This is a genomic window from Pseudoroseomonas sp. WGS1072 (assembly GCF_049340465.1).
In the GTDB taxonomy this organism is placed as follows: Bacteria; Pseudomonadota; Alphaproteobacteria; order Acetobacterales; family Acetobacteraceae; genus Pseudoroseomonas.
The window spans coordinates 616,655-640,576 of the sequence record NZ_JBMPSU010000001.1 but is presented as its reverse complement, the minus strand read 5'-3'; the positions used below and the strand labels follow the sequence as shown (position 1 = coordinate 640,576).

Here is a 23,922-nt window from a genome sequence, read left to right as displayed (position 1 = left end):
CGCGTGACCATCGGCGCATTGGAGTTGACTCAAAAGTCACTTAGGGTACCATGAAGTCACAAGCGCGGATCGCCCCATGCGGGCAGAGAACGCGCGAAGCAGGGGAGAAGCCTCCATGTCCATGCCGCGCCGCGCGGCCCTGGCCGCCATGGCCACTGCCGCGCTGCTTCCGGGCGTGGCCGCTGCTCAGGGCGGCGCCCAGCCGATCCGCATGGTCTGCGGCTCCTCCCCCAGCAGCATTACCGACCTGATCGCCCGCATTGTGCAGCCCGGCCTGGCGCAGCGCCTGGGCCAGGCTGTGGTGGTGGACAACCGCCCTGGCGCCGGCGGCAATCTGGCGGTTGAATTCCTGACCCGCGCCGCGCCGGACGGGCAGACGCTGATGCTGCTCTCCGGCGGCATCGTCACGCTGAACCCCCACCTGTTCCGCAACCTGCCCTTCGATCCGGTGCGCGACATCCGCCTGGTCTCGCGCATCACCGCCGGCGGCTTCCTGCTGGCGGTGCCCGCCGCCACCGGCGTGCGCGATGTGGATGGTCTGGTCGCGCACCTCCGGCGCAAGGGCGATGCGGCCAATTACGGTTCCCCCGGCATCGGCTTCGCCATGCATGTGGGGGCGGAGATCTTTCTCAACGCCGTCGGTGCCCGGGCCACTCATGTGCCCTATCACGGCAGCGCCGCCGCCATGAACGGGCTGGTGGCGGGGGAGGTGGATTTCCTGTTCGACAGCCGCGGCCCGCTGGCGCCGCATTTGGAATCTGGCCGGGTGCGGGTGATCGCCAATGGCGGTAGCGTCCCGGATCTGGCCTATCCCGATCTGCCGCTGCTGTCCACGCGTTACCCGGAGGTGGTGGTACAGAGCTGGACGGCTCTCGCCGCCCCGGCCCGCCTGCCGGAGCCGCAGCTGCAGCGGCTGGATGCCGCCATGCGCGCCACCCTGGCCGAGCCCGAGGTGACGGAGCGGCTGCGCCAGGTCGGCAATGGCCCCGCCTATCTGGGGCCCGAGGAGCTCTCTCGCTTCTTCGCCGATGAGCGCGCCCGCGCCGCGCGCGGCGTGGCCGTGGCGGGACTGCACCCGCAATGACCCCCTTCCAGGGAGAGACGGATTTGCCGCTTCGCGACCCAGGGCTCTACGCGCCCTCCGGCACCGGCGACGGCGCCGTGCTGCTGGCGCTGCGTGATCCCGCCACGGGCACCATCGCCTTCCCCCGCACCGCGTACGGCATCGGCGCCACACCGGCCGAGGCGGCGGAGCCGATCCAACTCAGCGGCCGCGGCACGGTGCTGACTTGCATCACCATCCATCAGCCGCTCTCCCCCGGCATGGCGGTACCGCTGCTGGTAGCGCGGCTGCGGCTGGAGGAAGGTCCGGTGCTGGATGGCATCCTGGAAGGCACCGAGGAAGTGCCGCCCGGCACCCTGGTCCAGGCCGTGCTGGTGCCGGAGGACAGCGAGCGCGGCCCACTGCTGGTCTGCCGCTTCCGCATGCTGGAGGGCGCGGCATGAGCGGCCTGCGCGAGATGCGTCCGGTGCGGGTGGTGGGCATCGGCATGCATCCCTACCAGTTCCCGACCGAAATCCCCTATGTCACGCTGGGCCTGACCGCGCTTCGCCAAGCCCTGGCCGATGCCGGGCTGGACTGGCCGGCGGTGGGTTTCGCCGCCATCGGCACCGGCGCCATCGGCATGGCGGCGGGGCGGGTGATGCTGCGGCATATTGGCTCCACCGGGCTCGAGGTGATGCAGGTGGAGAATGCCTCCGCCTCCGGCTCCTCCGCCTTCCGCACGGCCTGCCTGATGGTGGCCAGCGGCCAGCACGAGGTTGCGCTGGCGCTCGGCGTCGACAAGTTCGGCAGCGGCCAGCGCGCAGCGCACAAGGATGGCATCCCTCGCCTGACGCCGGCCGCCGAGATCCCCGCGGTGAAATTCGCCCTGATGGCCCGCGCCTGGCGCGACCGCTACGGGTTGACGCCGGAGGAGATGGCGCTTGTCGCGGTGAAGAACCACGGCAATGCCGCGCGCAATCCCTACGCCCAGTTCCGCAAGCCCCGCACGCTGGAGCAGGTGCTGAACAGCAACCGCGTGGCCGGCGACCTCACCTCTCTGCAATGCACCCCGCGCGGGGAAGGCGCCGCCGCGGTGATCGTGGCGAGCGAGGAGGCCATCCGCCGCCACGGGCTGGATCGCGGCCGCGCCATCCGCGTGCTCTCCTCCGTCGCTTCCTCCGAGCACGCTGTTGCCGACGAGGGCTGGAGCCTGGTGGAAATGGTGCAGCGCTCCGGCCTGGCGGCGCTGGAACAGGCCGGTGTCGCCATGGGCGAGGTGGATATCATCGAGCTGCACGACGCCTTCAGCATTGAGGAGATCGTTTATGCGGAGGCGCTCGGCCTTTGCCCGCTGGGCCAGGGCGCGGCGCAGCTGCGGGCTGGGCGCTGGGATATTGGCGGCGGCGGCTGCGCGGTGAACCCTTCGGGCGGGCTGCTCGGCATGGGTCATCCGATCGGGCCGACCGGCGCCGGGCAGGTCGCGGAAATCGTGCGGCAGCTGCGCGGCGAGGCCGAGGGGCGCCAGCATCCGGGCGCGCGCACGGGGCTCGCGCACATGATCGGGCTGGGCTCGGTCGCCGTCGGCCATGTGCTGCAGCGGGATTGAGGGAGAAGCGCCATGCGCGAGGAATTGTCGACGCTGATCTATGAGCAGGTGGAGGGCGTCGCGACCGTCACGCTGAACCGGCCGGAGCGGATGAATTCCATTGGCGGCAGCATGAAGGAGGATCTGGCCACTGCCTTCTTCCGCCTGGCCAAGGAGGATGCCGGGCTACGCTGTGTCATCCTGACCGGGGCCGGCGACCGCGCCTTCTGCGCCGGTGCCGACATCAAGGAACGCGCCGAGCTGCGCCGCACCGGCCCGGAATACTTCATGGCGCAGAAGGCGACGCACCAGCTGATCCGCGGAATGCAGGAATTCGAGCGGCCGCTGATCGCCGCCATCAATGGCGTGGCGTTGGGCGGCGGCATGGAGTTGGCGCTCACCGCCGACATCCGGTACGCGGTGGCGCATGCACGGATGGGCCTGCCGGAAGTGCGGCTGGGCGCCATTCCCGGCGCCGGCGGCACCCAAACCCTGCCGCGAGTTGTCGGCGCCAGCATGGCCAAGGAGCTGATGTTCACCGCCGAGCACCTGACGGCGGAGAAGGCCCTGGCCATCGGCCTGGTCAGCAAGGTGGTGGAGCGCGACGTGCTGGCCGCCGCCATGGAGACGGCGCGCAAGATTGCAGAGATGCCGCCGCTGGCGGTGGCCTTCGCCAAGCGAGCGGTGAATGCCGGCATGCAGGGCGGCATCGAGGCCGGCTTCGAACTCGAACGCTATGCCGCCGGCATGCTGACCGACAGCGAGGACCGCCGAGAAGGCTTCCGCGCCTTTGTCGAGAAACGCAAGCCTGCCTTCGTCGGGCGCTGAGAGGATCGCATGGAACTGAAGCTGCAGGGTCGCGTGGCCCTTGTCACCGGCGGCGGCCAGGGCGTCGGCCGGGCCATTTGCCGCGAGCTGGCCGCCGAGGGCGTCAAGGTCATCGTCAACGACCTCTTTCCTGAGCGCGCCGAGGCGGTGGTGCGGGAGATCCGCGAGGCGGGCGGCGAGGCCACGGCCTCCCCCGGCGATATTACCAAGGCAGATTCCGTGGCAGCCCTGGTGGCACGCGGGCGAGAGGCTTTCGGCCCCATCACCATCCTGGTGAACAATGCCGGCGTCACCCCCGGTCGCCGCGCCAAGGGGGGCATGCCGCCGACCTTCATCGACACGCCCGACAGCGAGATGCACCAGACGGTCGAGCTGAACGTCTACGGCACCATGTATTGCTGCCGCGCCGTGCTGCCCGACATGGTCGGGGAGAAATGGGGGCGGGTGATTTCGATCGCCTCCGAGGCGGGGCGGATCGGCGAGGCGCGGCTGGCCGCCTATTCCGGCGCCAAGGCGGCGATCATCGGCCTGACCAAGTCCCTGGCCAAGGAGCATGGGCGTGACCGCATCACCGCCAATGTGGTGGTGCTGGGCGCGGTCAGCCATGAGGGCATCGCCCCTGGCCAGGCGACCAGCGCCGATGCCACGCCGGAGACCAATGAGCGCCTGGCGAAAATGCTGAACGCCTATCCCGCGGCCAAGGGATTGGGCCGGCTGTCGCGGCCGGAGGATGTCAGCGGCGTCGTCGCCTTCCTGGCCTCCGATCGTGCCGCCTTCATCACCGGGCAGCATATCGGCGCCAGCGGCGGCTATGCGATGCCCTGACATGCATCTCCCCGTCTTCCGCACCCGCCTGACCGACCTCTTCGGCATCCGTCACCCGATCCTGGCCGGCGGGCTGATGTGGCTGTCCGATGCGCGCTATGTCGCCGCCGTGGTGCGGGCGGGCGGCATGGCCTTCCTGACACCGCGCTCCTTTGCCGAACCGGATGGCTTCGCGCGCGAGCTGGAAAAGTGCCGCAAGCTGACCGGCGGCTTGCCCTTCGGCGTGAACCTCAATGTCTCGAAGGTGGAGGGGCACAATCTTCGCCTGGAAGCCTGGCTGGAGCTGTCGCTGCGCGCCGGCGTGCGGCATTTCGAGACGGTGGGCCGTGCCCCGGGCGACCTGATCCATCGCATCCATGCCGCGGGCGGCATCGCCATCCACAAATGCCCGTTGCTGCGCCATGCGCTGAATGCCGAGCGCGCCGGGGCGGATGCCATCTGCCTGATCGGGGTGGAGGCCGGTGGCCATCCCGGCGCCGCCCAGCTGGGGTCGCTGGTGGTGGCGCCCATGGCGGCGCGGCAGCTTTCCGTGCCCCTGGTGGTCGCGGGCGGCATCGGCACCGGGGAGAGCCTTCTCGCCGCCCTGGCCTCCGGCGCGGAAGGGGTGCTGCTCGGCTCCCGCCTGCTGGCGGCGGCGGAGATCTGGGCGCATCCCGCCTATAAAGCGCGCATCGTTGCGGCGGCACAGGATTCCTCCGTGGTGACCTTTGCCGGCACGCACCCCATGGGCGCCTGGCGGGTGCTGGAGAATGCGACCTCCCGTGAGGTGCTCCGGCGGGAGGCGGCCGGCGCCCGCGACCATGCTGAGTTTGCCGACCTCGTCGGTGGCACGAGATCCCGCGACCATGCCTATCGCGATGGCGATGTGGAACGCGGCATGCTCTCCTGCGGCCCCGCAGCTGCCTTCTGCGACATGGTGGAGCCGATGGAAGCCATTTTCGACCGGCTGATGACAGAGGCGGTCGCGGCGCGACGGCGCTTGGCCGGCCTGACCCTGGACATGGTGTCCGCATGACCCAGACCATCCTCTTCGGCACGCACAACATCGACGGGACGGCGTTGCGCGACCGCGCCGCACGCGCCGCCAGCGGCTTGGCCGCGCTGGGCGTCACCGCCGGCGAGCGCATTGCCGTGATGCTGCGCAACGAGCCCGCCTATCTGGAAGTGATCCTCGCCGCCGACCGGCTAGGCGCGCCGCTGGTTGCCATCAATTGGCATTTTCGCGCCGAGGAGGCCGGGCATGTGCTGCAGGACAGCGGCGCCCGAGTGCTGGTGGTGCATGCCGACCTGCTGCCGCATATCGAACCCCTGGTGCCGCCGCAGGTGGCGGTGATCGTGGTACCGACGCCGCCGGAGATCGCCGCAGCCTATGGCCTAGGCGCGATCCCCGCAGCACCGGAAGGTACACTGGACTGGCCGGCCTGGCGCGATGCCCAACCGCCCTGGACGGCGCCGACGCCGCCTTCGCTCGGGATGATGCTCTATACCTCCGGCACCACCGGAAGGGCCAAGGGCGTGCGCCGGCTGCCCGGCACGCCGGAGCAGCATGACGCCGCGCGGCGCATCCGCACCCTGGCCGGCGGGGCGCGACCGGGGATGCGGACGGCGGTGGTGGGGCCGCTCTACCATGCCGGCCCGGCCTCCAATGCGCGGGTGGCGCTGGCCCAAGCCGAGCTCATCCTGGTACTGCCGCGCTTCGATGCGGAGGAACTGCTGCACTCCCTCCAGGCGCATCGCCTGACGCATCTGGCCCTGGTGCCGATCATGCTGGTGCGACTGCTGAAGCTGCCGGAGGCGGTACGGGCGCGCTACGACCTTTCCTCGCTGGAAGGGGTAACGCATGGCGGTTCCGCCTGCGCGCCGGAGGTGAAGCGCGCCATGCTCGACTGGTGGGGCCCGATCCTTTCTGAAACCTATGGTTCGACCGAGATGAGCCTGATCACCAGTTGCAGCGCCGCGGACTGGCTGCGTTTTCCCGGCACGGTGGGGCGGGCACTGCCCGGCACCTCTATCCGCATCCTGGATGAGGAGGGCCGTATCCTGCCGCCCGGCGAGACCGGCGAGATCTTCGTCGATTCCGGCCCGAATGCGCTGCCCTTCACCTATCACAACATGCCGGAGGAACGCGCCCGCGTGGAGCGCGACGGCCATGTCACCAATGGCGATGTCGGCCATCTGAACGCGGAAGGCTTCCTGTTTGTCACCGATCGCAAGCGGGACATGGTGATTTCCGGCGGAGTGAACATCTATCCGGCCGAGATCGAGGCAGCGCTGATCACGCATCCCGATGTGCTGGACTGCGCCATTTTCGGCGTGCCGGACGCGGAATATGGCGAGGCCCTGGTGGCCGCCGTCCAGCTCAGGTCCGGTGCCGCGCCGATGGATGCGGCGATCCGTGGGCATCTGCAGGTGCGGCTAGCGGGCTACAAGGTGCCGCGCCGGATCTGGCTGGTGCCGGACATGCCGCGAGACAGTATGGGCAAGATCTTCAAGCGACGACTGCGGGAAGCCTATGGTGCGGACAGGCCGTGAGCTGCGCCTGACTATCCGCGTGACAGCCCCGTAGGCGGGAGGATGAAGTCTCGAACGCCGGAGAAATGAACACCCCTATCGGAGGTTCCGTTGCGAAGATTGTCGGTAGCCGCGAATAGACACGATGGTAGCCAAATCAGGCAGCGGGAAGAAGCAGCTTGTTGATGAAGTTGGCCTGGGCCCGCATGTCTCGTCCGCCGATATCCCGAACCTGCTCCTTCCTGATCATTGCCATCGCCTCGTAGCCCGCCAGTGTTCGTCGTGCTGTATGGAAACCGCTGAAGCCGAGCCCTGGTCTGATCAGGCGCTTCACACGCCGGTGGGCTTGTTCCACAATGCTATTCAGGAACTTGTATTGTTGCAGGCGGGCGAAGCGCCACAATTTGCCGTCCGCTTTCATCTCTGCCGTGGCGCACGGGTAAGCGGGATTTCTGTCCACCGCAATGGTGCGCGGGTTCACTCTATGTGGCTGTCCAAGCGCCTTGCGGAAGAAGCGCTTCGCGGCTTCGGCATCCCGCCTGGCCGAGAGCAGGAAGTCGATGGTCTGCCCACGGCTGTCGACCGCCCGGTACAGGTAGATCCAGCGCCCCTTCACCCGGACATAGGTCTCGTCAACCCTCCATGATCCGTTGGACAGGCGTAGATAAGGCCGGAGCCGCCGCTCCAACTCCGGTGCATAGGCCTGGATCCACCGAAAGATGGTGGTGTGCGCGATGCTGACATCGCGGTCCTGCAGCATGAGTTCGAGGTCGCGGTAGCTGATCGGGACCATCAGGTACCAGCGCACTGCCCAGAGGATCACCTCCGCCGTAAACTGCCGACCTTTGAAGATCGGATCCGTCCGGAGTTTCGCCAGCTGTCGTCGTGACATACCCCAGCTTGGCCCCGATCGCGCCAGACCACAAAAGATGCAACAGAACCGGCTCCCGTGAATGGCCGAGGAGCGCTCACCCGGCGCTACTGTCTTTGGGGTGTTCCAGGAAGAAACGCAGCATCTCGCGCGAGGCGTCGGGGCCACGGGCGTCGGTATAGGTTCCTGCGGGGCTGCCGCCGGACCACGCGTGGCCGCCGCCGTGAACCAGCCACTGCTCCAGCAGCGGCTTTCCCGCCGTATCGGCGTAGATGGTGCGACGATAGGCATGTCCGCCCGGCACCTGCCCGTTCTGCACCGCCTTGACCCGCAGGACGCCCGACGCGCTGGACTGAGCAATGACCTGGTCGCCGTTGCGGGGGTGCACTGTTCTGTCCTGATCGGCGTGAAAGACGATGGTCGGGACAATGCGGGGGCGCGGCGCAGCCGGGCCGGGGTGACCAGGCTGCGGCGGAACCGCGGCACCCTGGCGCATCGCGGCGAAGGCCGAGGGGATGTCGCGGGCCGCCCCGCAGGCCAGGCCGGAATGCACGCCCACGGCAGCGTAGAGATCGGGATAGGCTTGCGCCATGATGGCGGCGGCGGCGCCGCCGGCCGACAGCCCGGCGATATAGACACGACGCGGATCGACCGCATGGCTGCGCATGATCTGGCGCGTGATGCCGGCGATGAGGGCCGGCTCACCCTGCTCCCGCTGCTGATCGCCGGGCTTGAACCAGTTCCAGCATTTCTGGGCATTGGCGGACTGGCTTTGGCCCGGATAGGCAATGAGGCAGGCATGCTCTTCCGCGAGCGCGTTCATTCGCGTGCCGGCGGCGAAGTCGTCGGGTGACTGTGTGCAGCCATGGAGCATGACCACCAACGGCACCGCCCGACCCTGATAGGTGCTCGGGACATAGAGCTTGTAGCCGAGGCGCCTGCCGTGATCCGTCACGAAGCCGGCGACGAACTCCGCGCCTTCAGGGACCGGTTCGGCCATCTGTGATGCCTGGCCTGCCATCGGTCCCTGTCCCCCCTGCGGCACGCCTTTGGGGAAGGCCTGGTCGAGCAATCCGCGCAGCGCCTCTGGCATGGCCGGCGGCGTCCTGCCCGCGGCTGTCCGCCAGCCGGCGGCGAATGCCTTCTCCCTGGTGGGCGCCGGCTCCAGGAGTTCACCGGTCTCGGGGTTCATATCCAGGATGCGGGGATGACCGACGGCCGACAGGCCGGCGGTATCCGGCGCCGATGCGGCAGCCTCGGATTCACCACGCAGCAGGCGCTGCAGCAGCGCTGAAGCCTCGGTGAGGCGACCCTCGCGGGTGAGGCGGGTCGCCTCCCGCATGGAATTCGAGAGCGGGACATTCATGTCGGGAACTTTCGATGTGCGAGAACGGGCCTTCGCGCAGGAAGGGAGGCTTGCTCCGCCCTCCGCGGTGGAGCACCGCGGACGAGGAGAGCTGGTCATCGCGGCGCAGGCGGCCATTGATCGGCCGGGGTGGGGCGCTGCGCCGGCCGATCAGCGGATACGGTCGGCGAGCGCCTTCTTCACGGCGTCACTGGCCTGAAGCGCGCCGAGGACGGAGATCGAGGCGATCGTCGCACGGGCCAGCTCCGGCGTGACATCGGCCGCGATGCTGGCAAGCCCCAGCACACGGATGTCGAGCCGCTGCCCTGCTTTGCGGATGGCTTCGAGATCCTCACGGCTGAAGTGCTGCAGCCCGAGATCCAGGCTTTTCCGCGCAACAGACTGCCTGGTCGCCTCACTGTGCCGCTCGATCTGGTTGCGGATCGCGGTGCGGATGAAGTCGGTCCGGTTGGAGTAGAAGCCATCCTGCACCAGCAGGTCGATGTGGCCGAGATCGACGTAACCGAGATTGACGGTGATCTTCTCGGTGTCGCCGCTGAGCTTGGGCCTTAGCGGTTGAACGTTGCCGGCCATCCCTTATCCATCCCTATGCCATCCATGTGGATGGTATTTGGATGGTTGAATGCGATCTTCAAGCCATGGGCAGGGACAGATCGGGAAATCGCCTGAAGCGGCTTCGGCGGAGGCTGCCGTGGGCACCGTGTTGGCCGATGCGGGGATCTCGGCGCGCGTCACTTCCCGGAACGTTTTCTGCCGGGTTGTCCGATGTTCAGCACAAGCCGAGCATCGCGGCGAAGGAAGGGACGCTGGCCATCTTCCCGTTCCCGGTCGTCCGCGGGCTGCGCCGACTTCATCTCTGCGCTGACGCCCGCCATGCTGGCAGGTGCTTCACACGGGGAGAAAAAGAGCGACCATGCAGACTGACCGGCGGCTGCAACTGGCGGAGCTGCTCTGCGCCGCGCGTCGTGACGGGAAGCAGATCCAGGATCTCCCGCCCCATCTCGTGCCCGAGACGGAGCAGGAAGCCTACCAGGTCAACGGGATGGTGGCCGAGCTTCTCGGCTGGGACGCGCTCGGATGGAAGATCGCGGCGACGACACCGGCGATGCAGGAGAAGCTGCGCCGCACCAGGCCGATCTATGGCCGGACCTATCGGCGCCATGCCACGACATCGCCGGCCCGCTTCCGGCACGGAACGCTGCTGGACCCGCTGGTGGAATGCGAGTTCTTCGTCACGCTGGGCCAGGATCTGCCTGCCCGCGACACGCCCTGGCGCATGGAAGAGATCCTCGGCGCGGTGAGGACCGTCCATGCGGGCATCGAGGTGGCGGAATGCCGCTTCCCGATGGAGGCGCTGCCGCCCCTTCCCGCCGTGCTGGCCGATGGCAGCGCCTCCGGCCGCTACGTCTTCGGGGGGCTGATCGAAGGATGGCGCGAAGGCCTGGAGGAGATCCCTGTGGTGCTGGAGGTCGATGGGGTACGGCGGCGGCAGGGAAGGGGCTCGGATGTGATGGGGAACCCCCTCGGCCCGGTGCTCTGGCTTGCCGAGGCGCGGCGGCGGGAGGGGGGTGGCCTGCGGGCTGGCGAGACGATCAGCACGGGCTCCGCCACCGGCATGTTCCCGGTCCAGGCCGGCCAGCACGTGCGGGCGATCTTCGGCGATCTCGCCGAGGTGCAGGCGGCTTTCGAGACCGGCGCGCCGTAGGAGAGCGTCCTACGGGTCAGCGGCGTCTTCCACGTCCTGGCGGTGGGTGCTCCCTGCGCCAGGGCGGAGCGCGCACCCTCTTTGAATGCATACAATAGGGCGCTACGGTGCGGATTGTATGTTGAATGAGGTTGGCCGTGTCGCGCTCCGCTGGAGATCTGGTTTGGGTGCCGAGCCTCGATCGCTCGACGAAGCCGCTGTACCGGGCCATCGCGGATGCGCTGGAGCGGGACATCCGGGCGGGCCGCGTGGCGAATGGCACCCGCCTGCCGCCGCAGCGCGCGCTGGGGGAGACGCTCGGCGTCGACTTCACCACCGTCACCCGCGCCTATGCCGAAGCGGCCCGCCGCGGCCTGGTGGAAGGGCGCGTGGGCCAGGGCACCTTCGTGCGCACAGGCCACGCCCCGGCTCCGGTGGCATCGGAGCCGCGGCAGGCGGCCCGGTCCACGGATCTCCGCATGAATGCGCCGCCACTGCCGGCGGGCCTGGATCTGCGGGACAAGCTGCGGCAGGAGATCGGCGCCTTCGCGGCGGAGTTGGATCTCGACCTTCTGCTCCGTTACCAGCAGGTGGGCGGCGGCCCCGGGGATCGGCAGGCCGGCGCCGCCTGGCTGAAAGGGCGTGTCGATGTGGGGCCCGAGCAGCTGCTGGTCTGCGCGGGCGCCCAGGGCGCCCTGCTTTCCCTGCTGAGCGTCCTGTGCGAACCGGGTGACGTGGTGTGCTGCGAGGCGCTGACCTATCCCGGCTTCCGCAGTTTGGCGGCCCACCTGCGTCTGAGGCTGGCACCGGTCGCCATGGATGGCGACGGCCTGTTGCCCGATGCCTTCGAGCAGGCCTGCCGGAGCCACCGCCCCAGGGCGCTGTACTGCACCCCGACCTTGCACAACCCGACCACGGCAACGATGCCGCTGGAGCGGCGCCGGTCGCTGGTGGCCATCGCCTGCCGGCATGGCGTGCCCATCATCGAGGACGATGCCTACGGCGCCCTGGCGCCCCAAGCGCCACCGCCGCTGGCGGCCCTGGCGCCGGACGCCGTCTTCCACGTCTCCGGTCTGGCCAAGCCCGTCTCGCCGGCGCTCCGCATCGCCTACCTCACCGTGCCCGAGCCCCGTCAGATCTCCCGGCTCGCCTCGGCCATCAGGGCCACGACGGGCATGGCCTCGCCGCTGACCACCGCGCTGGCGACGCGCTGGATCGGCGACGGGACAGCCGCAGGGATCGTCGAGGCCATCCGCCGGGAAACGGCGGCGCGGCACGCCATCGCCAGGGAGACCTTGCTGCCAGGGCAGGTGGCGGGCGATCCCGCGGCCTTCCACCTCTGGCTCCGGATGCCGGAGGCCTGGACCCGCGGCGAGTTCGTCGCGCGCCTGCGCTCCCCGGACCTCGGCATCGGCATCGTCGCCAGCGACAGCTTTGCCGTCTCGACGCCGCCTGAGGCGGTCCGGATCGGGCTGGGCGCCGCCGAGGACCCGCAGAGCCTCCGCAGGGCGCTGCAGCAGATGGCGGATCTGCTGTCCGAGGCACCCGCCATGTCCTCCATGATTGTATGAGGAATATGCCTACATTTATCTTGATTTTGTATGTTGATATGGAGCATAAGCCGCAGAATTGAATGCAGGCAATCCGAGACACTGCCTTTCAGAGGAACACGCGATGTCATCCGATCAGGACTGGCCGCCTCTTCCCCCTCTCCGCACCGGGATTCGCGGCCGTTGTCCGCGCTGCGGCCAGAGCCACATGTTCGACGGTTTCCTGAAGCTGCGCTCCCGCTGCGAGGTCTGCGGCCTGGATTACTCCTATGCCGACCCCGCTGACGGCCCGGCCTTCTTCGTCATCTGCTTCGCCTGCATTCCCACGGTCATCCTGGCGCTCTGGCTCGAGGCGAAGTTCGCGCCCCCCAACTGGGCGCATCTCGTCATCACGCTGCCCTTCATGCTGCTGACCTGCATCCCGCCGCTGCGGCCCCTGAAGGGTTGGCTCGTGGCCAGCCAGTTCTTCTTCAAGGCCGAGGAAGCGCGTTTCGGCATGGCCGCACCGGCGCCGAAGCCCGCCGGATCGTCGGGCGCCACCCATCAGCGCTCCGCCTGATACCGCTCAGGCTTCCGGGAGGGCCATCCTTCCGCGACGGTGCCCGCGCGGGATCTCCCGCCGCCGCATCGCTTAAGGCGGCGCGGCCTCCTCTCCTCGATCCAGGACGCGGACGATCCGGATCCGCCCCGTGAGGCGTCCACGCCGGGCCAGAGCGGCAATCCGGGTTCCCGGCGGCAACATCTCGAAGTGCGCTGGCCGAACGGCGGCGCAATGCCGCTGATCCTCCAGTTGCAGACAGACCTCGTACTTCTCGGGATCGGCGGTCGGTACCACGCCGGTCCCGACCTGGCCGCCTGGCGTCACCACGGCGATGGTCGTCAGCGAGACGGAGGCGGCGTGCCACTTCCGGCTCGCGACGATTCCCTCCATCCGCTCCGCGGGCCGTCCCGCGATGTCCGCGATGAGGATGCCCAGGACCACGAACATGGCCACAGGCACGGAGAGAAGCACGAGCGACATGAACCACAGGAATGCGTGCATCGGGCGATGCGGCGGGGGTTGTCGAGTCGCCGCCCTCAGGCGGCGGACCGGAACACCCCGCCATCCTTGCCCTGCGGGGTCTCGATCTCGTAGGCGGCCTCGACGGCCTGTCCCTGCACGGGTTTCTTCCAGGGCGCCGACCTGGAGACGATGATCGCGTGGCGGCCGATGAAGCGCTCCTTCTGCACGAAGCCGCGCAGCTCGACGGGCTCGCCGCGCTGATAGGCCAGCACGGCGGAGCGTCCCTCCCGGCCGGCCTCGCCCACCATCTGCACGATCTCTATCAGCGCCTGGCCGCGCAGCGCCTCCCGGAAGCCGGCCGTGTGCTGCAGCTTCCACTGGCCGACCCGAACGGTGCGGCCGGCCTGGCTGTCATAGGCGAAGCTGCGCCGGTCGCCGTCCACCGAGACGTCGCCCAGGCCCGCGGCGCTGCCGCTCATCCGGCGGCCCGGCATGCTGCCCTGGGCCTTGAACTCGATCGGCAGGCGAAGCAGCCGGAGGGGATGCGGCGCCGGCATTTGCCGCAGCAGCTCGCAGGCATCCTCCCGCCGGAAGGTGTCTTCCTGGCCGTAGATGATCCGGTCCACCACGGCGGCGAGGAGGAAGCGGTTGTCGAGGCTGGGCATCCGAGGCCGGCTCCGTCACACAGGATCGCCAGCCTAGCCTGAGCCCGGAGGAACGCCATACCAATTTCTGGAAAGCCGGCGGAGAATGCGACAGGCCCGGCGTGCCGTGGCCCTCATCACCCTGCGGTCGCGACAAAGAACAATCTCGGGAAGGGCAGAAGCACTGTGCCATCCGCCAGCGCCGGATAGGCCCGCGCCACCTCCGCCTCGTAGCGGCGCAGGAACGCCGCGCGCTCCGTCTCGTCCAGCGGCTGGAGAAGGGCGCAACCCGCTGCCCTTGAACCACTCGACCACGGCGGCCGCACCCCCGGCCAGAGGATGGTGGTAGGTGGTGAGCCAGACGTCGGCCTTTGCGCCAAGCTGGTGCAGCGTCCCGAAATATCATCCCGCCCCATGCCGTGGCGCCCGCGCCGTCCCGGCGGCCGCCAGCAGAGCGGCGACACGCTCGCCCGGATTCGTCCGCTCCAGGGTGAAGAGCTGCGAGGTCCAGCCCTCGTTCCTGGGGACGGCCGCCAGCACGGCCTGCCGGAGTGCGCCGCGCGGGTCGGCATCGGTCGACAGACGGAAGGTTCGGCCGAGGTCGCGGACACTGTCCTGATAGACACGAATGCGGATGGTGCGGGACAGGGCGGTGTCGATCATCCCGGCAGACTGCCACATCCTGCCGTGTCGCCGCGACCGCCGGATCGCCGGGGTCGTTGAACGCGCGCGCCGGGCGCGACCCGGAGCGCCCCCTCAGGGCCCGCGGCCGGCCCCGGCCTTTCCACCTGACTGGCCGCGAGGCCGGAGCGGCAAGCCCGCCGGGGGCTGGTCATGCCCGCCCGGCCCCAGGCGGGCCGCCATCGATCGCCGCCTCCCGCATCAGCGCGCGATACGCCATCTGGTCCTCATACATCCGCCGGAAGACCGCGTACTTGGCGTCGTGATAGCGCCGGATCGCGGCCTCGCCCGGTGCCAGGATGGTGCCCGCCCCGCTCATCGCCGCCATGGCTTCCGGCAGGCCGGGATGCACCCCGCCCGCCGTCGCGCCCAGCATAGCGGCGCCGAGCAGGATGGCCTCCGGCTCCCGCGGCAGCACGACACGGCAGGCCGTGGCATCGGCATGCTCGCGCAGGAAGACCGGGTTGCGGGTGCCGCCGCCGCAGGCCATGACGGTGTCGATGGCGTAGCCCCGCCCGTTCATCGCCTCGATGATGTGGCGCGTGCCATAGGCCACGGCCTGCACCGTGGCGAGATAGAGCAGCGCCAGATCCTCCGCCCCCGCCGCCAGGCGCAGGCCCGAGACCATGCCCCGCAACGAGGCGTCGGCGCGGGGCGAGCGGTTGCCGTGGAAGTCCGGCATCACGTGCAGCCCCTCGGTCAGCAGGGCGGGGAAGGGCAGGCCGGCGGCCATCCGGGCCAGCTCGCGGTTGAGCGCCTGGTAGATGGTCTCCCCCGCCCGGCCGGCGGCATCGGCCATGGCGGGATAGGCGGCATGGGTGGTGATGACATGGTCGATCAGCGCGCCGGTGGCCGACTGGCCGCCCTCGTTCAGCCACAGGCCCGGCATCATCGCCGCGTGATAGGGGCCCCAGACGCCGGGAACGAAGCGCGCCTCGGGCGAGACGGCCATGTGGCAGGAGGAGGTGCCGCCCACCAGCGCCACGCGCCGGTTCAGCGCCGCCGCGCCAGGGGCGGCGCCGTCCAGCGCGGCGCCGAGGACACCGAGGCCGCCGGCATGGGCGTCGATCGCCGAGGCGCCGACGGGAATGCCCTCGGGCAGGCCGAGGGCCGCGGCGGCGGTGGCGCAGAGCGTGCCGATGCGCTGGCCCGGCGGGAGGATCGCCGTGCCGATCCGGCGGAAGCCCTCCTCCGCCAGGTCATCGAGGCCGATGGCGCGGAAGAAGCCGGCGTCCCACCGCCCCTCATGGCCGAGATAGGTCCATTTGCACACGGCGGAGCAGAGCGAGCGCGCGAGGCTCCCCGTGGCACGGTGCGTCAGGTAGTCCGGCAGGTCGAGGACATGCGCCGCCCGGCGCCAGCTGCCGGGAAGGTGGCGCTTCAGCCAGAGCAGCTTCGGCACCTGCATCTCGAGCGAGATGCGCCCGCCGACGTAGCGCAGCACGTCATGCGCGCCGGCATTGATCTCCTCCGCCTCGGCGGCGGCGCGATGGTCCAGCCAGACCACGACGTTCTGCGCCGCATCGCCATCCTCGCCGGCCGGAACGGGGCCGCCCGCGGCATCGAGCAGCACCAGGGAGCAGGTGGCGTCGAATCCCAGGCCCCGCACGCGCGGCGTCCCGCCGGCCCGCGCCAGCCCCGCCAGCGCGCCACGCACCGCGGCGCAGACGGCGGACCAGATGTCCTCCGAGGATTGCTGGGCCATCTCGGGCGAGGGGCGCCACAGGCGGATGGGATGCGTGGCCTGGCCCAGCATGACGCCCTCCGGCGTGAAGGCCCCGGCGCGCGCGCTGCCCGTGCCCACATCAACGCCGATGACGATGTCCTGCATGGTGTGTCTCCTGGATGCGGGGTCCGGTCTGCGGATCAGGGCGCGGCGGGGGCGAGGTCCAGGCTGCCGCCGGCGCGGCGCAGCGCCGCCCGCGCGGCGGCGGGCGCCGACGTGTCGGTGACGACATGCCGGAAGGCGGAGAGCGGCGCGAAATAGGCCGGGCGAACCTGGCCCAGCTTGCTGCCATCCACCACCAGCACCGCCAGGGCGGCGCTGGCCAGCGCCATCTGCTTCACCGCGACCTCATTGAAGTTGACGCAGGTGGCGCCGTGCGCGGCATCCACGCCGGCGGCTGAGAGAAAGGCGGTGTTGAGACGCAGCCGCCGCAGGCTCGCCAGCGCCTCGTCCGAGCTGAAGGTGGTGGCGCCGGGATGATAGAGGCCGCCGAGCAGGATCAGCCGTGTGTTCGGCCGCCGCGCCAGCAGGGTGGCGATGTTCAGCGCGTAGCACACCACGGTGAGGGACAGGCCGGGGGGCAGGCTCTCCACCAGATGCGGCGTGGTGGTGCCGCAATCGACGAACAGCGCATCCCCCTCCCGCACCAGGCGCGCGGCATGGGCGGCGGCCTGGCGCTTGGCGGCGGCGTGCTGGTCCTGCTCGCGCTCCAGCGCATAGGCGCCCGGGGAGAGGGCGGGGGAGGGGGTGGTGCCGGAGGGGAGCACATGCCCGCCGAGCAGGATCACCCGCCGCTCGCCGGCCGCGGCCATCCGGGCCAGGTCGCGCCGCAGCGTCATCGAGGACACGTCCAGCCGGCGCGCCGCTTCCTCCAGCCGGGCCGGGCCGTTCTCCCGCAGCAGGCTCTCCAGCCGCGCCATGCGTTCGGCGCGCCGCCGGCCGGCCAGGCCCTGTCCCTCGCCGAGCGCCATGTCACCTCCCTGTCAGCGCCGCTTGACGTCGCGCGGAGCTGGTGTGAGGATTATAACAATTGTTATAAAACTGACAAATGCGGGGACGGCCGATCGCCGCCTCCAGAGGACGGCGGCACATGGTACAGGCGCAATCCGGGCCGATCTCGGCCGCAGCGCTGGCGAAGCTGATCGACCACACCCTGCTGAAGCCGGAGGCCGGCCAGGCCGAGCTGCGCCTCTGGGCCGAGGAGGCGCGCGCGCATGGCTTCTGCTCGGTCTGCGTCAATCCGGTGAACGTCGCGCAGGTGGCCGGGTTGCTGAGCGGCAGCGGTGTGCGGACCTGCTCCGTGGTGGGCTTCCCCCTCGGCGCCACCACGCCGGAGGCCAAGGCCTTCGAGACCGCGCGGGCCGTGCGCGACGGGGCGGACGAGATCGACATGGTGATCAACATCGGCGCGCTGCGCGACGGGCGGCTGGACGCGGTGCGGGCGGACATCGCCGCGGTGCGCGCCGCCTGCCCGGGCCGGGTGCTCAAGGTCATCATCGAGACCTGCCTGCTCGACGAGGCGCAGAAGCGCATCGCCTGTCGCCTCGCCGTCGAGGCCGGGGCGGATTTCGTGAAGACTTCCACCGGCTTCTCCACCGGCGGGGCGACGGAGGCCGATATCGCCCTGATGCGCGCCGAGGTGGGGCCGCGGATCGGCGTCAAGGCCTCGGGCGGGGTGCGGACGCTGGCCCAGGCGCAGGCCATGATCGCCGCCGGCGCCACGCGCATCGGCGCCAGCTCGGGCGTGGCGCTGGTCTCCGGCGCGGCGCCGGCCGCCACTGCCGGCTACTGAGACCGGGCTCGAAACGGAAGACAGGGAAGGAACAAGCCATGATCACTCGTCGCAGCTTCGGTGCGCTGGCCGCCGGTGGCCTGATGGCCGGCGGCCTCGTCCGGCCCGCCCGGGCCCAGGGCAAGGCGGTGGACGCCGGCAAGGTGGCCGCCGACATCAACGCGAAGGCGGGCAGGAAGCGCGTCATCGCGACCGTGGTGAAGGTCGACGGCATCGCCTGGTTCGACCGCATGCGCGAGGGCGTGAAGCAGTTCGGCGCCGATCAGGGCCACGACACCTGGATGGTGGGCCCGAGCCAGGCCGATGCCGCCGCCCAGGTGCAACTCGTCGAGAGCCTGATCGCGCAGGGCGTCGACGCCATCTGCATCGTGCCCTTCTCGGTCGAGGCGGTGGAGCCGGTGCTGCAGAAGGCGCGGCGGCAGGGCATCGTCGTCATCTCGCACGAGGCGGCGGGGCTGCGGAACATCGATTACGACATCGAGGCCTTCGACAACCACGCCTACGGCGCCAAGCTGATGGAGAAGCTCGGCGAGCAGATGGGCGGCGAGGGCAAGTACGTGGCCACCGTCGGCAGCCTCACCTCGCAGTCGCAGATGGAGTGGATCGACGGCGCGGTGGCCTATCAGAAGCAGCACTTCCCGAAGATGCAGGAGGCCACGCGCCGCATCGAAACCTATGACGACGCGACGACGGACTACAACAAGCTCAAGGAAGTGCTGACCGCCTACCCCGACCTGAAGGGCATCCTCGGCGCGCCGATGCCGACCTCGGCCGGCGCCGGCCGCCTGATCTCCGAGCGGAACCTGCAGGGCAAGCTCTTCTTCTCCGGCACCGGCCTCGTCTCCGTCGCCGGCGAGTACCTGAAGAATGGCGCCATCAACTACATCCAGTTCTGGGACCCCGCGGTCGCCGGCTATGCCATGAACGTGATGGCGGTGATGGCGCTGGCCAAGAAGGAGATCAGGCCAGGGCTCGATCTCGGCCTGGCCGGCTACGGCGACCTGAAGCCGGTGAGCCAGGACCGCCCGAACGTCTTCGCCGGCCAGGGCTGGGTGGGCGTGACCAAGGACAACATGGCCCAGTACAACTTCTGAGCCGATAACGTCCGATCCCGGCGCGGCTCCTGACTGTCTCGGGGTCGGAGGCGCGCCGCGACGCCGGGCGGGAGACGACGCTCCCGGATCCGGCTGGCCGCTGGAGGAAAGAGGTCCCATGACCGCTCCGCTGATCGAACTGCGCCATCTCGGCAAGAGCTTCGGGGCGGTGCACGCGCTGAAGGATGTCTCGCTCGCCATCGGCCGCGGCGAGATTCATTGCCTGGCGGGAGAGAACGGTTCCGGGAAGTCCACGCTGATCAAGATCATCAGCGGCGTGAACCAGCCGGACCGCGGCGAGATCCTGATCGATGGCCAGGCCGTGGCGGGCCTGACGCCGCGGGACGCCATCGCCCGCGGCGTGCAGGTCATCTACCAGGACTTCTCGCTCTTCCCGAACCTGACGGTGGCCGAGAATCTCGCCCTCAGCCTGGAACTGCAATCCGGCACCCGGATCGTCTCCTGGCGCCGCGTGCGGCGGATCGCCGAGGAGGCGACGCGCAAGCTCGGCGTCGCGCTCGATCCGGACGCGCCGGTGGAGACGCTGCCGACGGCGGGCAAGCAGCTCGTCGCCATCGCCCGCGCGCTGATGTCCGACCCGCGCCTGCTGATCATGGACGAGCCCACCACGGCGCTGACGGGGCGCGAGGTGGCGGCGCTGTTCCGCGTGGTGCGCGACATCCAGAGCCGCGGCATCGCCGTGCTCTTCGTCAGCCACAAGATGCGCGAGATGCTGGAGATCAGCGAGCGCCTGACCGTCATCCGCAACGGCGAGGTGGTGGCGGCGGGCCCGATCGCGGCGTTCGACGAGGCGGGCATCACCCGCGCCATGACCGGCCAGGAGATCGCCGCCGAGGGCTATCGCCGGGAGGGCGAAGCCGGGGCCACGCCGCTGCTGGAGGTGGAGAACCTCTCCGTCCCCGGCCAGCTCGACGACATCTCCTTCCGGCTGATGCCGGGGGAGATCCTCGGCATCTCCGGCCTGCTCGGATCGGGGCGCACGGAGCTGGCGCTCGCCCTGTTCGGCATGAAGCCCGGCCACGGCGGCCGCATCCGCATCGACGGGCGGGAGGCGAAGCTCGGCTCGTCGCAGGCGGCGATCGCCGCGGGCATCGCCTATGTGCCGGAGGACCGCCTGACCGAGGGGCTGTTCCTGGCCGCGACCATAGACCGCAACCTGCTGGCCGCCTCGCATGGCCGGCTGAGCCGCTTCGGCGTGCTGCGGGCCGGCCGCGCGGCGGAGGCGGCGGCGGGGATGATCCGCGCGATGGCCATCGCCACCCCGACGGGCAACCGGCCGGTGACGCAGCTCTCCGGCGGCAACCAGCAGCGCGTCGTCATCGGTCGCTGGCTGCTGAACGATCCGCGCATCCTCATCCTGAACGGACCGACCGTGGGTGTCGATGTCGGCTCCAAGGCCGGCATCCACCGCAAGATCCGTGACCTGGCCCGCGGCCACGGCCTGGGAGTGCTGATGATCTCCGACGACCTGCCGGAACTGGTGGACAACTGCAACCGCATCCTGGTGCTGCACCGGGGCCGGCTGGTGGACGAGGTGGAGGCCGCCGCCACCAGCGAGGCGGCGCTCGGCGAGCGCCTGGGGGCGCTGCAATGAGTGGCCTGGCCCGCGCGCTGCGGCGCCATCCGGAGCTGATGGTGGCGGCGGTGCTGGTGGTCGCGGTGCTCGTCATCGGCACGGTCAACCCGGTCTTCTGGCAGCCCGCCAACGTCTTCAGCCTGCTGCGCGCCAGCGTCGTCACCGGCATCCTGGCGCTGGCCGTGCTGCTGGTCATGCTCTCGGGCGGCATCGACGTCTCCTTCCCGGCCTTCGCCATCGCCGCCATGTATCTCACCGTGAAGGCGATGATCGCCTGGGGGTTCGACGGTGTCGTCCTGCCCTTCCTGATGGCGAGCGGCATCGGCCTCGGCCTCGGGCTGGTGAACGCGGCCTTCGTCCATTACCTGCGGATGATCCCGCTGATCGTGACGCTCGGCACCGGCACGGCGGTGCGCGGCTTCATCCTCGGCGTGGTCGGCACCAGCCAGATCAACATCGGCCAGATGCCACCCCGGCTAATCGACTTCGCCCGGGGCGAGTTTCTGCAGGTGACGCAGGGCGATGGCAGCATGGCAGGCCTGTCCTCGATGGTGCTGGTCTATGCGGCGATCGCGCTCGCCGTGCATCTCATGCTGCGCCACACCATGCTCGGGCGCGGCATCTACGCCATGGGTGGCGGCATGGAGGCGGCGCGGCGCGTCGGCTTCAACACGCGGCGCATCACCTTCCTGATCTACGGCCTCGCCGGCGCCCTGGCGGGCTTCGCCGGGCTGCTGCACGGCGCGATGATCTGGACCGCCAACCCGCGCGACATGGTGGGGCTGGAGCTGGACGTCATCGCGGCCGTGGTGCTTGGCGGCGCCTCCATCTTCGGCGGCCGCGGCACGGTCATCGGCACCATGCTCGGCGTGCTGACGCTGGTCGTGATCACCAACAGCCTGATCATCCTGGGCATCGACACGACGTGGCAGCGCGTGGTGGTGGGGCTCATCGTCATCGCGGCCACCGCGATCACCGCCTGGCGCGATCGCCAGCGCCTCGCCTGAGGAGAGACAGCATGTCCGCCTTCATGCAGCGCCTGCGCCGGGCCGATACCGACCTCCTCCAGCTCCTCCTGCTGACGGTGCTGATCTTCGCCGGCATGGCGGCGCTGAACCCCGAGCGGTTCCTGCGGCCCTATGTCTTCGAATCCATCACCTTCATCGCGCCCGAGCTCGGGCTGCTCGCCATCGCCATGATGGTGGCGATGCTGACCGGCGGCATCGACCTTTCGGTCATCGGCATCGCCAACCTGTCGTGCATCCTGGCCGGCCTGTTCTTCCACAGCGTCGGTGCGCCGCGCGGGCCAGAACTCGCCAACCTGTCCCTGCCGCTGGTGCTCGCCGGGGTGGGCATCGCGCTCGGCACGGGGCTGCTGGCGGGGGCCGTCAACGGCTTCCTCATCGCCAGGCTGCGCGTCACGCCGATCCTCGCCACCATCGGCACCGGGCAGGTCTTCACCGGCATCTGCCTGGTTCTCACCGGCGGGCCGGCCGTGGTGGGTTTCCCCGCGCTCTGGGGCCAGTTCGGAAACGGCACGGTTCTCGGCGTGGCCGCGCCGCTGGTGGTGTTCCTCATCGTGGCGGGGCTGGTCTGGTTCCTGCTCTCGCGCACCGTCTTCGGCATCGACCTGACGCTGATCGGCACCAATCCCCGGGCTGCCGTCTTCGCCGGACTGCGCACCGCGCGCACGGTGTTCCTCTCCTATGTGCTGACAGGCGGGCTGGCGGCCATCGCCGGCATCCTGCTCTCCGGCCGCACCAACGCGGCGAAGTCGGATTACGGCGTCTCCTACCTGCTCCAGGCGGTGCTGATCGCGGTGCTGGCGGGCACCAATCCGGCGGGCGGAAAGGGCTCGGTGCCCGGCATCGCCCTGGCGCTGGTGGCGCTGATGCTCCTGTCCTCGGGGTTGCAGATCATGCGTTTCAGCAATTTCCTCGTCGATCTCATCTGGGGTGGCTTCCTGCTGCTCTCCATCGCGCTGGCCGCCTGGCGCGCGCGGGGCCGCGGAGCATGATCGCCACCATTCCCCTGCATCCCGGCCTCTGCGGCGAGGCCCCGCGCGAGGTGTTCCGCGCCGGCGAGATGCGCGCCACGCTGCACCGCTACCCCACCGGCATCGGCGCGCTCCGCCTCGCCAATGCGCGGGGGATGGTCGAGGTCCTGCCCTGGATGGGCGGCATGATCTGGTCGGCCTGCTTCGACGGCGTGGATCTTGCCATGACCAGCGGCTTCGACATGCCGCGCCCCGCCACCGGCATCGGCGGCACCTATGGCTGCTTCGCCTTCCACAGCGGATTGCTGCGCAACGGCGTGCCGGCGGCGGAGGACGACCACGCCGCGCATGGCGAGTTCCCCTGCGCCGAGATGCGGTCCGCTTGGCTGGAATGGGGCGAGGACGCCGAGGGGCCGTTCCTCCGCGCCGTGTCCGAGCGGGATCATGTCGTGGGCTTCGGGCCGCATTACCTCGCGCATCCCTCCCTCACGCTGCGCCCCGGCGCCACGCTGTTCGACATCGGCCTCGGTGTCGAGAACCGCTCCGGCAAGCCGATGGAACTGATGTACATGTGCCACGTCAACTTCGCCTTCGTGCCGGGGGCGGAGCTGATCCAGGCGGCGCCCTATACCCCGGAACACGTAACGGTGCGCCGCGCCGTGCCCGCCCATGTCACGCCCGATGCGGACTACCTGGCGCTGATCGACGACCTCGCCCGCGATCCCGCGCGCATGGCGAGGCTCGACGAGTCCGCGCTCTATGACCCGGAGCAGGTCTTCTACCTGAGCGGCCTCGGCACCGATGCGCGGGGCGAGACGCATCTGATGCTGAGGCGGCCGGAAGGGGATGGCTTCGCGCTGTCCTACCGCCCCGACGCGCTGCCGCATTGCGTGCGCTGGATCCTGAACGATCCGGACCAGAAGGTGGCCGCCTTCGCCCTGCCGTCCACCTGCCAGCCCGAGGGTTACGCGGCGGAGAGGCGCAAGGGCCATGTGCGCCTGCTGCCGCCCGGAGGCCGCGCGGCCTTCGCCGTGCGCCTCGGCTACCTCGACCGGACCGCCGCCGCGCGGATGGACCGGACCATCTCCTCCCTGACCATCTCCTCCCTGGCGTAGAACGGAGCG

At 70.0% G+C, this 23,922-nt stretch carries 24 protein-coding genes; 16 read left to right on the top strand and 8 right to left on the bottom strand.

Annotated features, from left to right (window positions below; all coding sequences use genetic code 11):
• The first annotated feature begins 115 nt into the window (after positions 1 to 115).
• The 7 genes from ACF3NH_RS03115 to ACF3NH_RS03085 are packed head-to-tail and all read left to right on the top strand — an operon-like array spanning position 116 to position 6,815.
• Complete coding sequence (locus ACF3NH_RS03115; RefSeq protein WP_422921827.1) at positions 116 to 1,084, top strand: Bug family tripartite tricarboxylate transporter substrate binding protein; 969 nt, start codon at positions 116 to 118, stop codon at positions 1,082 to 1,084.
• A gap of 23 nt (positions 1,085 to 1,107) precedes the next feature.
• Positions 1,108 to 1,506, top strand: a complete 399-nt coding sequence (locus tag ACF3NH_RS03110) for a Zn-ribbon domain-containing OB-fold protein (protein WP_422921826.1) — start codon at positions 1,108 to 1,110, stop codon at positions 1,504 to 1,506.
• The gene (locus ACF3NH_RS03105; RefSeq protein ID WP_422921825.1) at positions 1,503 to 2,651 is read left to right on the top strand and encodes a thiolase family protein; all 1,149 of its coding nucleotides are present in this window, start codon (positions 1,503 to 1,505) and stop codon (positions 2,649 to 2,651) included. The genes ACF3NH_RS03110 and ACF3NH_RS03105 overlap by 4 nt, the downstream gene beginning before the upstream one ends.
• A gap of 12 nt (positions 2,652 to 2,663) precedes the next feature.
• Positions 2,664 to 3,458 (top strand): enoyl-CoA hydratase/isomerase family protein, encoded by a 795-nt coding sequence (locus ACF3NH_RS03100; RefSeq protein WP_198365788.1) that lies wholly within the window; start codon positions 2,664 to 2,666, stop codon positions 3,456 to 3,458.
• Positions 3,459 to 3,467: 9 nt separating this feature from the next.
• Complete coding sequence (locus ACF3NH_RS03095; RefSeq protein ID WP_198365789.1) at positions 3,468 to 4,283, top strand: SDR family NAD(P)-dependent oxidoreductase; 816 nt, start codon at positions 3,468 to 3,470, stop codon at positions 4,281 to 4,283.
• 1 nt (position 4,284) lies between these two features.
• Complete coding sequence (locus ACF3NH_RS03090) at positions 4,285 to 5,298, top strand: NAD(P)H-dependent flavin oxidoreductase (protein WP_422921824.1); 1,014 nt, start codon at positions 4,285 to 4,287, stop codon at positions 5,296 to 5,298.
• Positions 5,295 to 6,815, top strand: coding sequence for an AMP-binding protein (locus ACF3NH_RS03085; protein WP_422921823.1), 1,521 nt, complete (start codon positions 5,295 to 5,297; stop codon positions 6,813 to 6,815). The genes ACF3NH_RS03090 and ACF3NH_RS03085 overlap by 4 nt, the downstream gene beginning before the upstream one ends.
• A 136-nt stretch (positions 6,816 to 6,951) precedes the next feature.
• Here ACF3NH_RS03085 and ACF3NH_RS03080 read toward each other — a convergent pair whose 3' ends face one another.
• The 3 genes from ACF3NH_RS03080 to ACF3NH_RS03070 all read right to left on the bottom strand — a co-directional run bounded on the left by ACF3NH_RS03080 (position 6,952) and on the right by ACF3NH_RS03070 (position 9,604).
• Positions 6,952 to 7,686, bottom strand: a complete 735-nt coding sequence (locus ACF3NH_RS03080) for an IS6 family transposase (RefSeq protein ID WP_422921822.1) — start codon at positions 7,684 to 7,686, stop codon at positions 6,952 to 6,954.
• 76 nt (positions 7,687 to 7,762) lie between these two features.
• Positions 7,763 to 9,031, bottom strand: coding sequence for an extracellular catalytic domain type 1 short-chain-length polyhydroxyalkanoate depolymerase (locus tag ACF3NH_RS03075; RefSeq protein WP_422921821.1), 1,269 nt, complete (start codon positions 9,029 to 9,031; stop codon positions 7,763 to 7,765).
• A 150-nt stretch (positions 9,032 to 9,181) separates the two neighbouring features.
• Positions 9,182 to 9,604, bottom strand: coding sequence for a CopG family transcriptional regulator (locus ACF3NH_RS03070; RefSeq protein ID WP_422921820.1), 423 nt, complete (start codon positions 9,602 to 9,604; stop codon positions 9,182 to 9,184).
• Between the two features lie 340 nt (positions 9,605 to 9,944).
• Here ACF3NH_RS03070 and ACF3NH_RS03065 point away from each other — a divergent pair, with 340 nt between their 5' ends.
• The 3 genes from ACF3NH_RS03065 (at position 9,945) to ACF3NH_RS03055 (ending at position 12,824) form a co-directional block, all read left to right on the top strand.
• Positions 9,945 to 10,736 carry a 2-keto-4-pentenoate hydratase gene (locus ACF3NH_RS03065; protein ID WP_422921818.1) on the top strand — a complete coding sequence of 264 codons (792 nt, stop codon included), beginning with the start codon at positions 9,945 to 9,947 and terminating at the stop codon, positions 10,734 to 10,736.
• 167 nt (positions 10,737 to 10,903) lie between these two features.
• The gene (locus tag ACF3NH_RS03060; protein ID WP_422921817.1) at positions 10,904 to 12,286 is read left to right on the top strand and encodes an aminotransferase-like domain-containing protein; all 1,383 of its coding nucleotides are present in this window, start codon (positions 10,904 to 10,906) and stop codon (positions 12,284 to 12,286) included.
• A gap of 187 nt (positions 12,287 to 12,473) precedes the next feature.
• Positions 12,474 to 12,824, top strand: a complete 351-nt coding sequence (locus ACF3NH_RS03055) for a DUF983 domain-containing protein (protein ID WP_232477013.1) — start codon at positions 12,474 to 12,476, stop codon at positions 12,822 to 12,824.
• Between the two features lie 72 nt (positions 12,825 to 12,896).
• Here ACF3NH_RS03055 and ACF3NH_RS03050 read toward each other — a convergent pair whose 3' ends face one another.
• The 5 genes from ACF3NH_RS03050 to ACF3NH_RS03030 form a co-directional block, all read right to left on the bottom strand.
• A complete protein-coding gene (locus ACF3NH_RS03050) occupies positions 12,897 to 13,307 on the bottom strand; it encodes a hypothetical protein (protein ID WP_422921816.1) in 411 nt (136 codons plus the stop codon).
• Positions 13,308 to 13,342: 35 nt separating this feature from the next.
• Positions 13,343 to 13,933, bottom strand: coding sequence for a hypothetical protein (locus ACF3NH_RS03045; protein WP_422921815.1), 591 nt, complete (start codon positions 13,931 to 13,933; stop codon positions 13,343 to 13,345).
• A 381-nt stretch (positions 13,934 to 14,314) separates the two neighbouring features.
• On the bottom strand, positions 14,315 to 14,575 hold the full coding sequence (locus ACF3NH_RS03040; RefSeq protein ID WP_422921814.1) for a hypothetical protein: 261 nt from the start codon (positions 14,573 to 14,575) through the stop codon (positions 14,315 to 14,317).
• A 169-nt stretch (positions 14,576 to 14,744) separates the two neighbouring features.
• Positions 14,745 to 16,424 (bottom strand): FGGY-family carbohydrate kinase, encoded by a 1,680-nt coding sequence (locus ACF3NH_RS03035; protein WP_422921813.1) that lies wholly within the window; start codon positions 16,422 to 16,424, stop codon positions 14,745 to 14,747.
• Between the two features lie 35 nt (positions 16,425 to 16,459).
• Positions 16,460 to 17,290: a DeoR/GlpR family DNA-binding transcription regulator gene (locus ACF3NH_RS03030; protein WP_422921812.1), complete on the bottom strand. Its 831-nt coding sequence runs from the start codon at positions 17,288 to 17,290 to the stop codon at positions 16,460 to 16,462.
• A gap of 119 nt (positions 17,291 to 17,409) precedes the next feature.
• Here ACF3NH_RS03030 and deoC point away from each other — a divergent pair, with 119 nt between their 5' ends.
• From deoC to ACF3NH_RS03000, 6 genes are all read left to right on the top strand, one after another.
• Positions 17,410 to 18,111 (top strand): deoxyribose-phosphate aldolase, encoded by a 702-nt coding sequence (deoC, locus tag ACF3NH_RS03025; RefSeq protein ID WP_422921811.1) that lies wholly within the window; start codon positions 17,410 to 17,412, stop codon positions 18,109 to 18,111.
• Between the two features lie 38 nt (positions 18,112 to 18,149).
• A complete protein-coding gene (locus ACF3NH_RS03020; RefSeq protein WP_422921810.1) occupies positions 18,150 to 19,205 on the top strand; it encodes an autoinducer 2 ABC transporter substrate-binding protein in 1,056 nt (351 codons plus the stop codon).
• Between the two features lie 118 nt (positions 19,206 to 19,323).
• Complete coding sequence (locus tag ACF3NH_RS03015; protein ID WP_422921809.1) at positions 19,324 to 20,820, top strand: sugar ABC transporter ATP-binding protein; 1,497 nt, start codon at positions 19,324 to 19,326, stop codon at positions 20,818 to 20,820.
• The gene (locus ACF3NH_RS03010) at positions 20,817 to 21,809 is read left to right on the top strand and encodes an ABC transporter permease (RefSeq protein WP_198365803.1); all 993 of its coding nucleotides are present in this window, start codon (positions 20,817 to 20,819) and stop codon (positions 21,807 to 21,809) included. Before ACF3NH_RS03015 ends, ACF3NH_RS03010 begins: the two co-directional genes overlap by 4 nt.
• Before the next feature lie 11 nt (positions 21,810 to 21,820).
• Positions 21,821 to 22,819 carry an ABC transporter permease gene (locus ACF3NH_RS03005; RefSeq protein WP_422921808.1) on the top strand — a complete coding sequence of 333 codons (999 nt, stop codon included), beginning with the start codon at positions 21,821 to 21,823 and terminating at the stop codon, positions 22,817 to 22,819.
• The gene (locus tag ACF3NH_RS03000; protein ID WP_422921807.1) at positions 22,816 to 23,913 is read left to right on the top strand and encodes an aldose 1-epimerase family protein; all 1,098 of its coding nucleotides are present in this window, start codon (positions 22,816 to 22,818) and stop codon (positions 23,911 to 23,913) included. Before ACF3NH_RS03005 ends, ACF3NH_RS03000 begins: the two co-directional genes overlap by 4 nt.
• Positions 23,914 to 23,922: the final 9 nt, after the last annotated feature.

Coding starts and splice junctions, on each gene's coding strand:
- ACF3NH_RS03115 (WP_422921827.1), top strand. CDS start 116: ATGTCCATGCCGCGCCGCGCGGCCCTGGCCGCCATGGCCACTGCCGCG.
- ACF3NH_RS03105 (WP_422921825.1), top strand. CDS start 1,503: ATGAGCGGCCTGCGCGAGATGCGTCCGGTGCGGGTGGTGGGCATCGGC.
- ACF3NH_RS03100 (WP_198365788.1), top strand. CDS start 2,664: ATGCGCGAGGAATTGTCGACGCTGATCTATGAGCAGGTGGAGGGCGTC.
- ACF3NH_RS03095 (WP_198365789.1), top strand. CDS start 3,468: ATGGAACTGAAGCTGCAGGGTCGCGTGGCCCTTGTCACCGGCGGCGGC.
- ACF3NH_RS03090 (WP_422921824.1), top strand. CDS start 4,285: ATGCATCTCCCCGTCTTCCGCACCCGCCTGACCGACCTCTTCGGCATC.
- ACF3NH_RS03085 (WP_422921823.1), top strand. CDS start 5,295: ATGACCCAGACCATCCTCTTCGGCACGCACAACATCGACGGGACGGCG.
- ACF3NH_RS03080 (WP_422921822.1), bottom strand. CDS start 7,686: ATGTCACGACGACAGCTGGCGAAACTCCGGACGGATCCGATCTTCAAA.
- ACF3NH_RS03075 (WP_422921821.1), bottom strand. CDS start 9,031: ATGAATGTCCCGCTCTCGAATTCCATGCGGGAGGCGACCCGCCTCACC.
- ACF3NH_RS03070 (WP_422921820.1), bottom strand. CDS start 9,604: ATGGCCGGCAACGTTCAACCGCTAAGGCCCAAGCTCAGCGGCGACACC.
- ACF3NH_RS03065 (WP_422921818.1), top strand. CDS start 9,945: ATGCAGACTGACCGGCGGCTGCAACTGGCGGAGCTGCTCTGCGCCGCG.
- ACF3NH_RS03055 (WP_232477013.1), top strand. CDS start 12,474: ATGTTCGACGGTTTCCTGAAGCTGCGCTCCCGCTGCGAGGTCTGCGGC.
- ACF3NH_RS03050 (WP_422921816.1), bottom strand. CDS start 13,307: ATGCACGCATTCCTGTGGTTCATGTCGCTCGTGCTTCTCTCCGTGCCT.
- ACF3NH_RS03045 (WP_422921815.1), bottom strand. CDS start 13,933: ATGCCCAGCCTCGACAACCGCTTCCTCCTCGCCGCCGTGGTGGACCGG.
- ACF3NH_RS03040 (WP_422921814.1), bottom strand. CDS start 14,575: ATGATCGACACCGCCCTGTCCCGCACCATCCGCATTCGTGTCTATCAG.
- ACF3NH_RS03035 (WP_422921813.1), bottom strand. CDS start 16,424: ATGCAGGACATCGTCATCGGCGTTGATGTGGGCACGGGCAGCGCGCGC.
- ACF3NH_RS03030 (WP_422921812.1), bottom strand. CDS start 17,290: ATGGCGCTCGGCGAGGGACAGGGCCTGGCCGGCCGGCGGCGCGCCGAA.
- deoC (WP_422921811.1), top strand. CDS start 17,410: ATGGTACAGGCGCAATCCGGGCCGATCTCGGCCGCAGCGCTGGCGAAG.
- ACF3NH_RS03020 (WP_422921810.1), top strand. CDS start 18,150: ATGATCACTCGTCGCAGCTTCGGTGCGCTGGCCGCCGGTGGCCTGATG.
- ACF3NH_RS03015 (WP_422921809.1), top strand. CDS start 19,324: ATGACCGCTCCGCTGATCGAACTGCGCCATCTCGGCAAGAGCTTCGGG.
- ACF3NH_RS03010 (WP_198365803.1), top strand. CDS start 20,817: ATGAGTGGCCTGGCCCGCGCGCTGCGGCGCCATCCGGAGCTGATGGTG.
- ACF3NH_RS03005 (WP_422921808.1), top strand. CDS start 21,821: ATGTCCGCCTTCATGCAGCGCCTGCGCCGGGCCGATACCGACCTCCTC.
- ACF3NH_RS03000 (WP_422921807.1), top strand. CDS start 22,816: ATGATCGCCACCATTCCCCTGCATCCCGGCCTCTGCGGCGAGGCCCCG.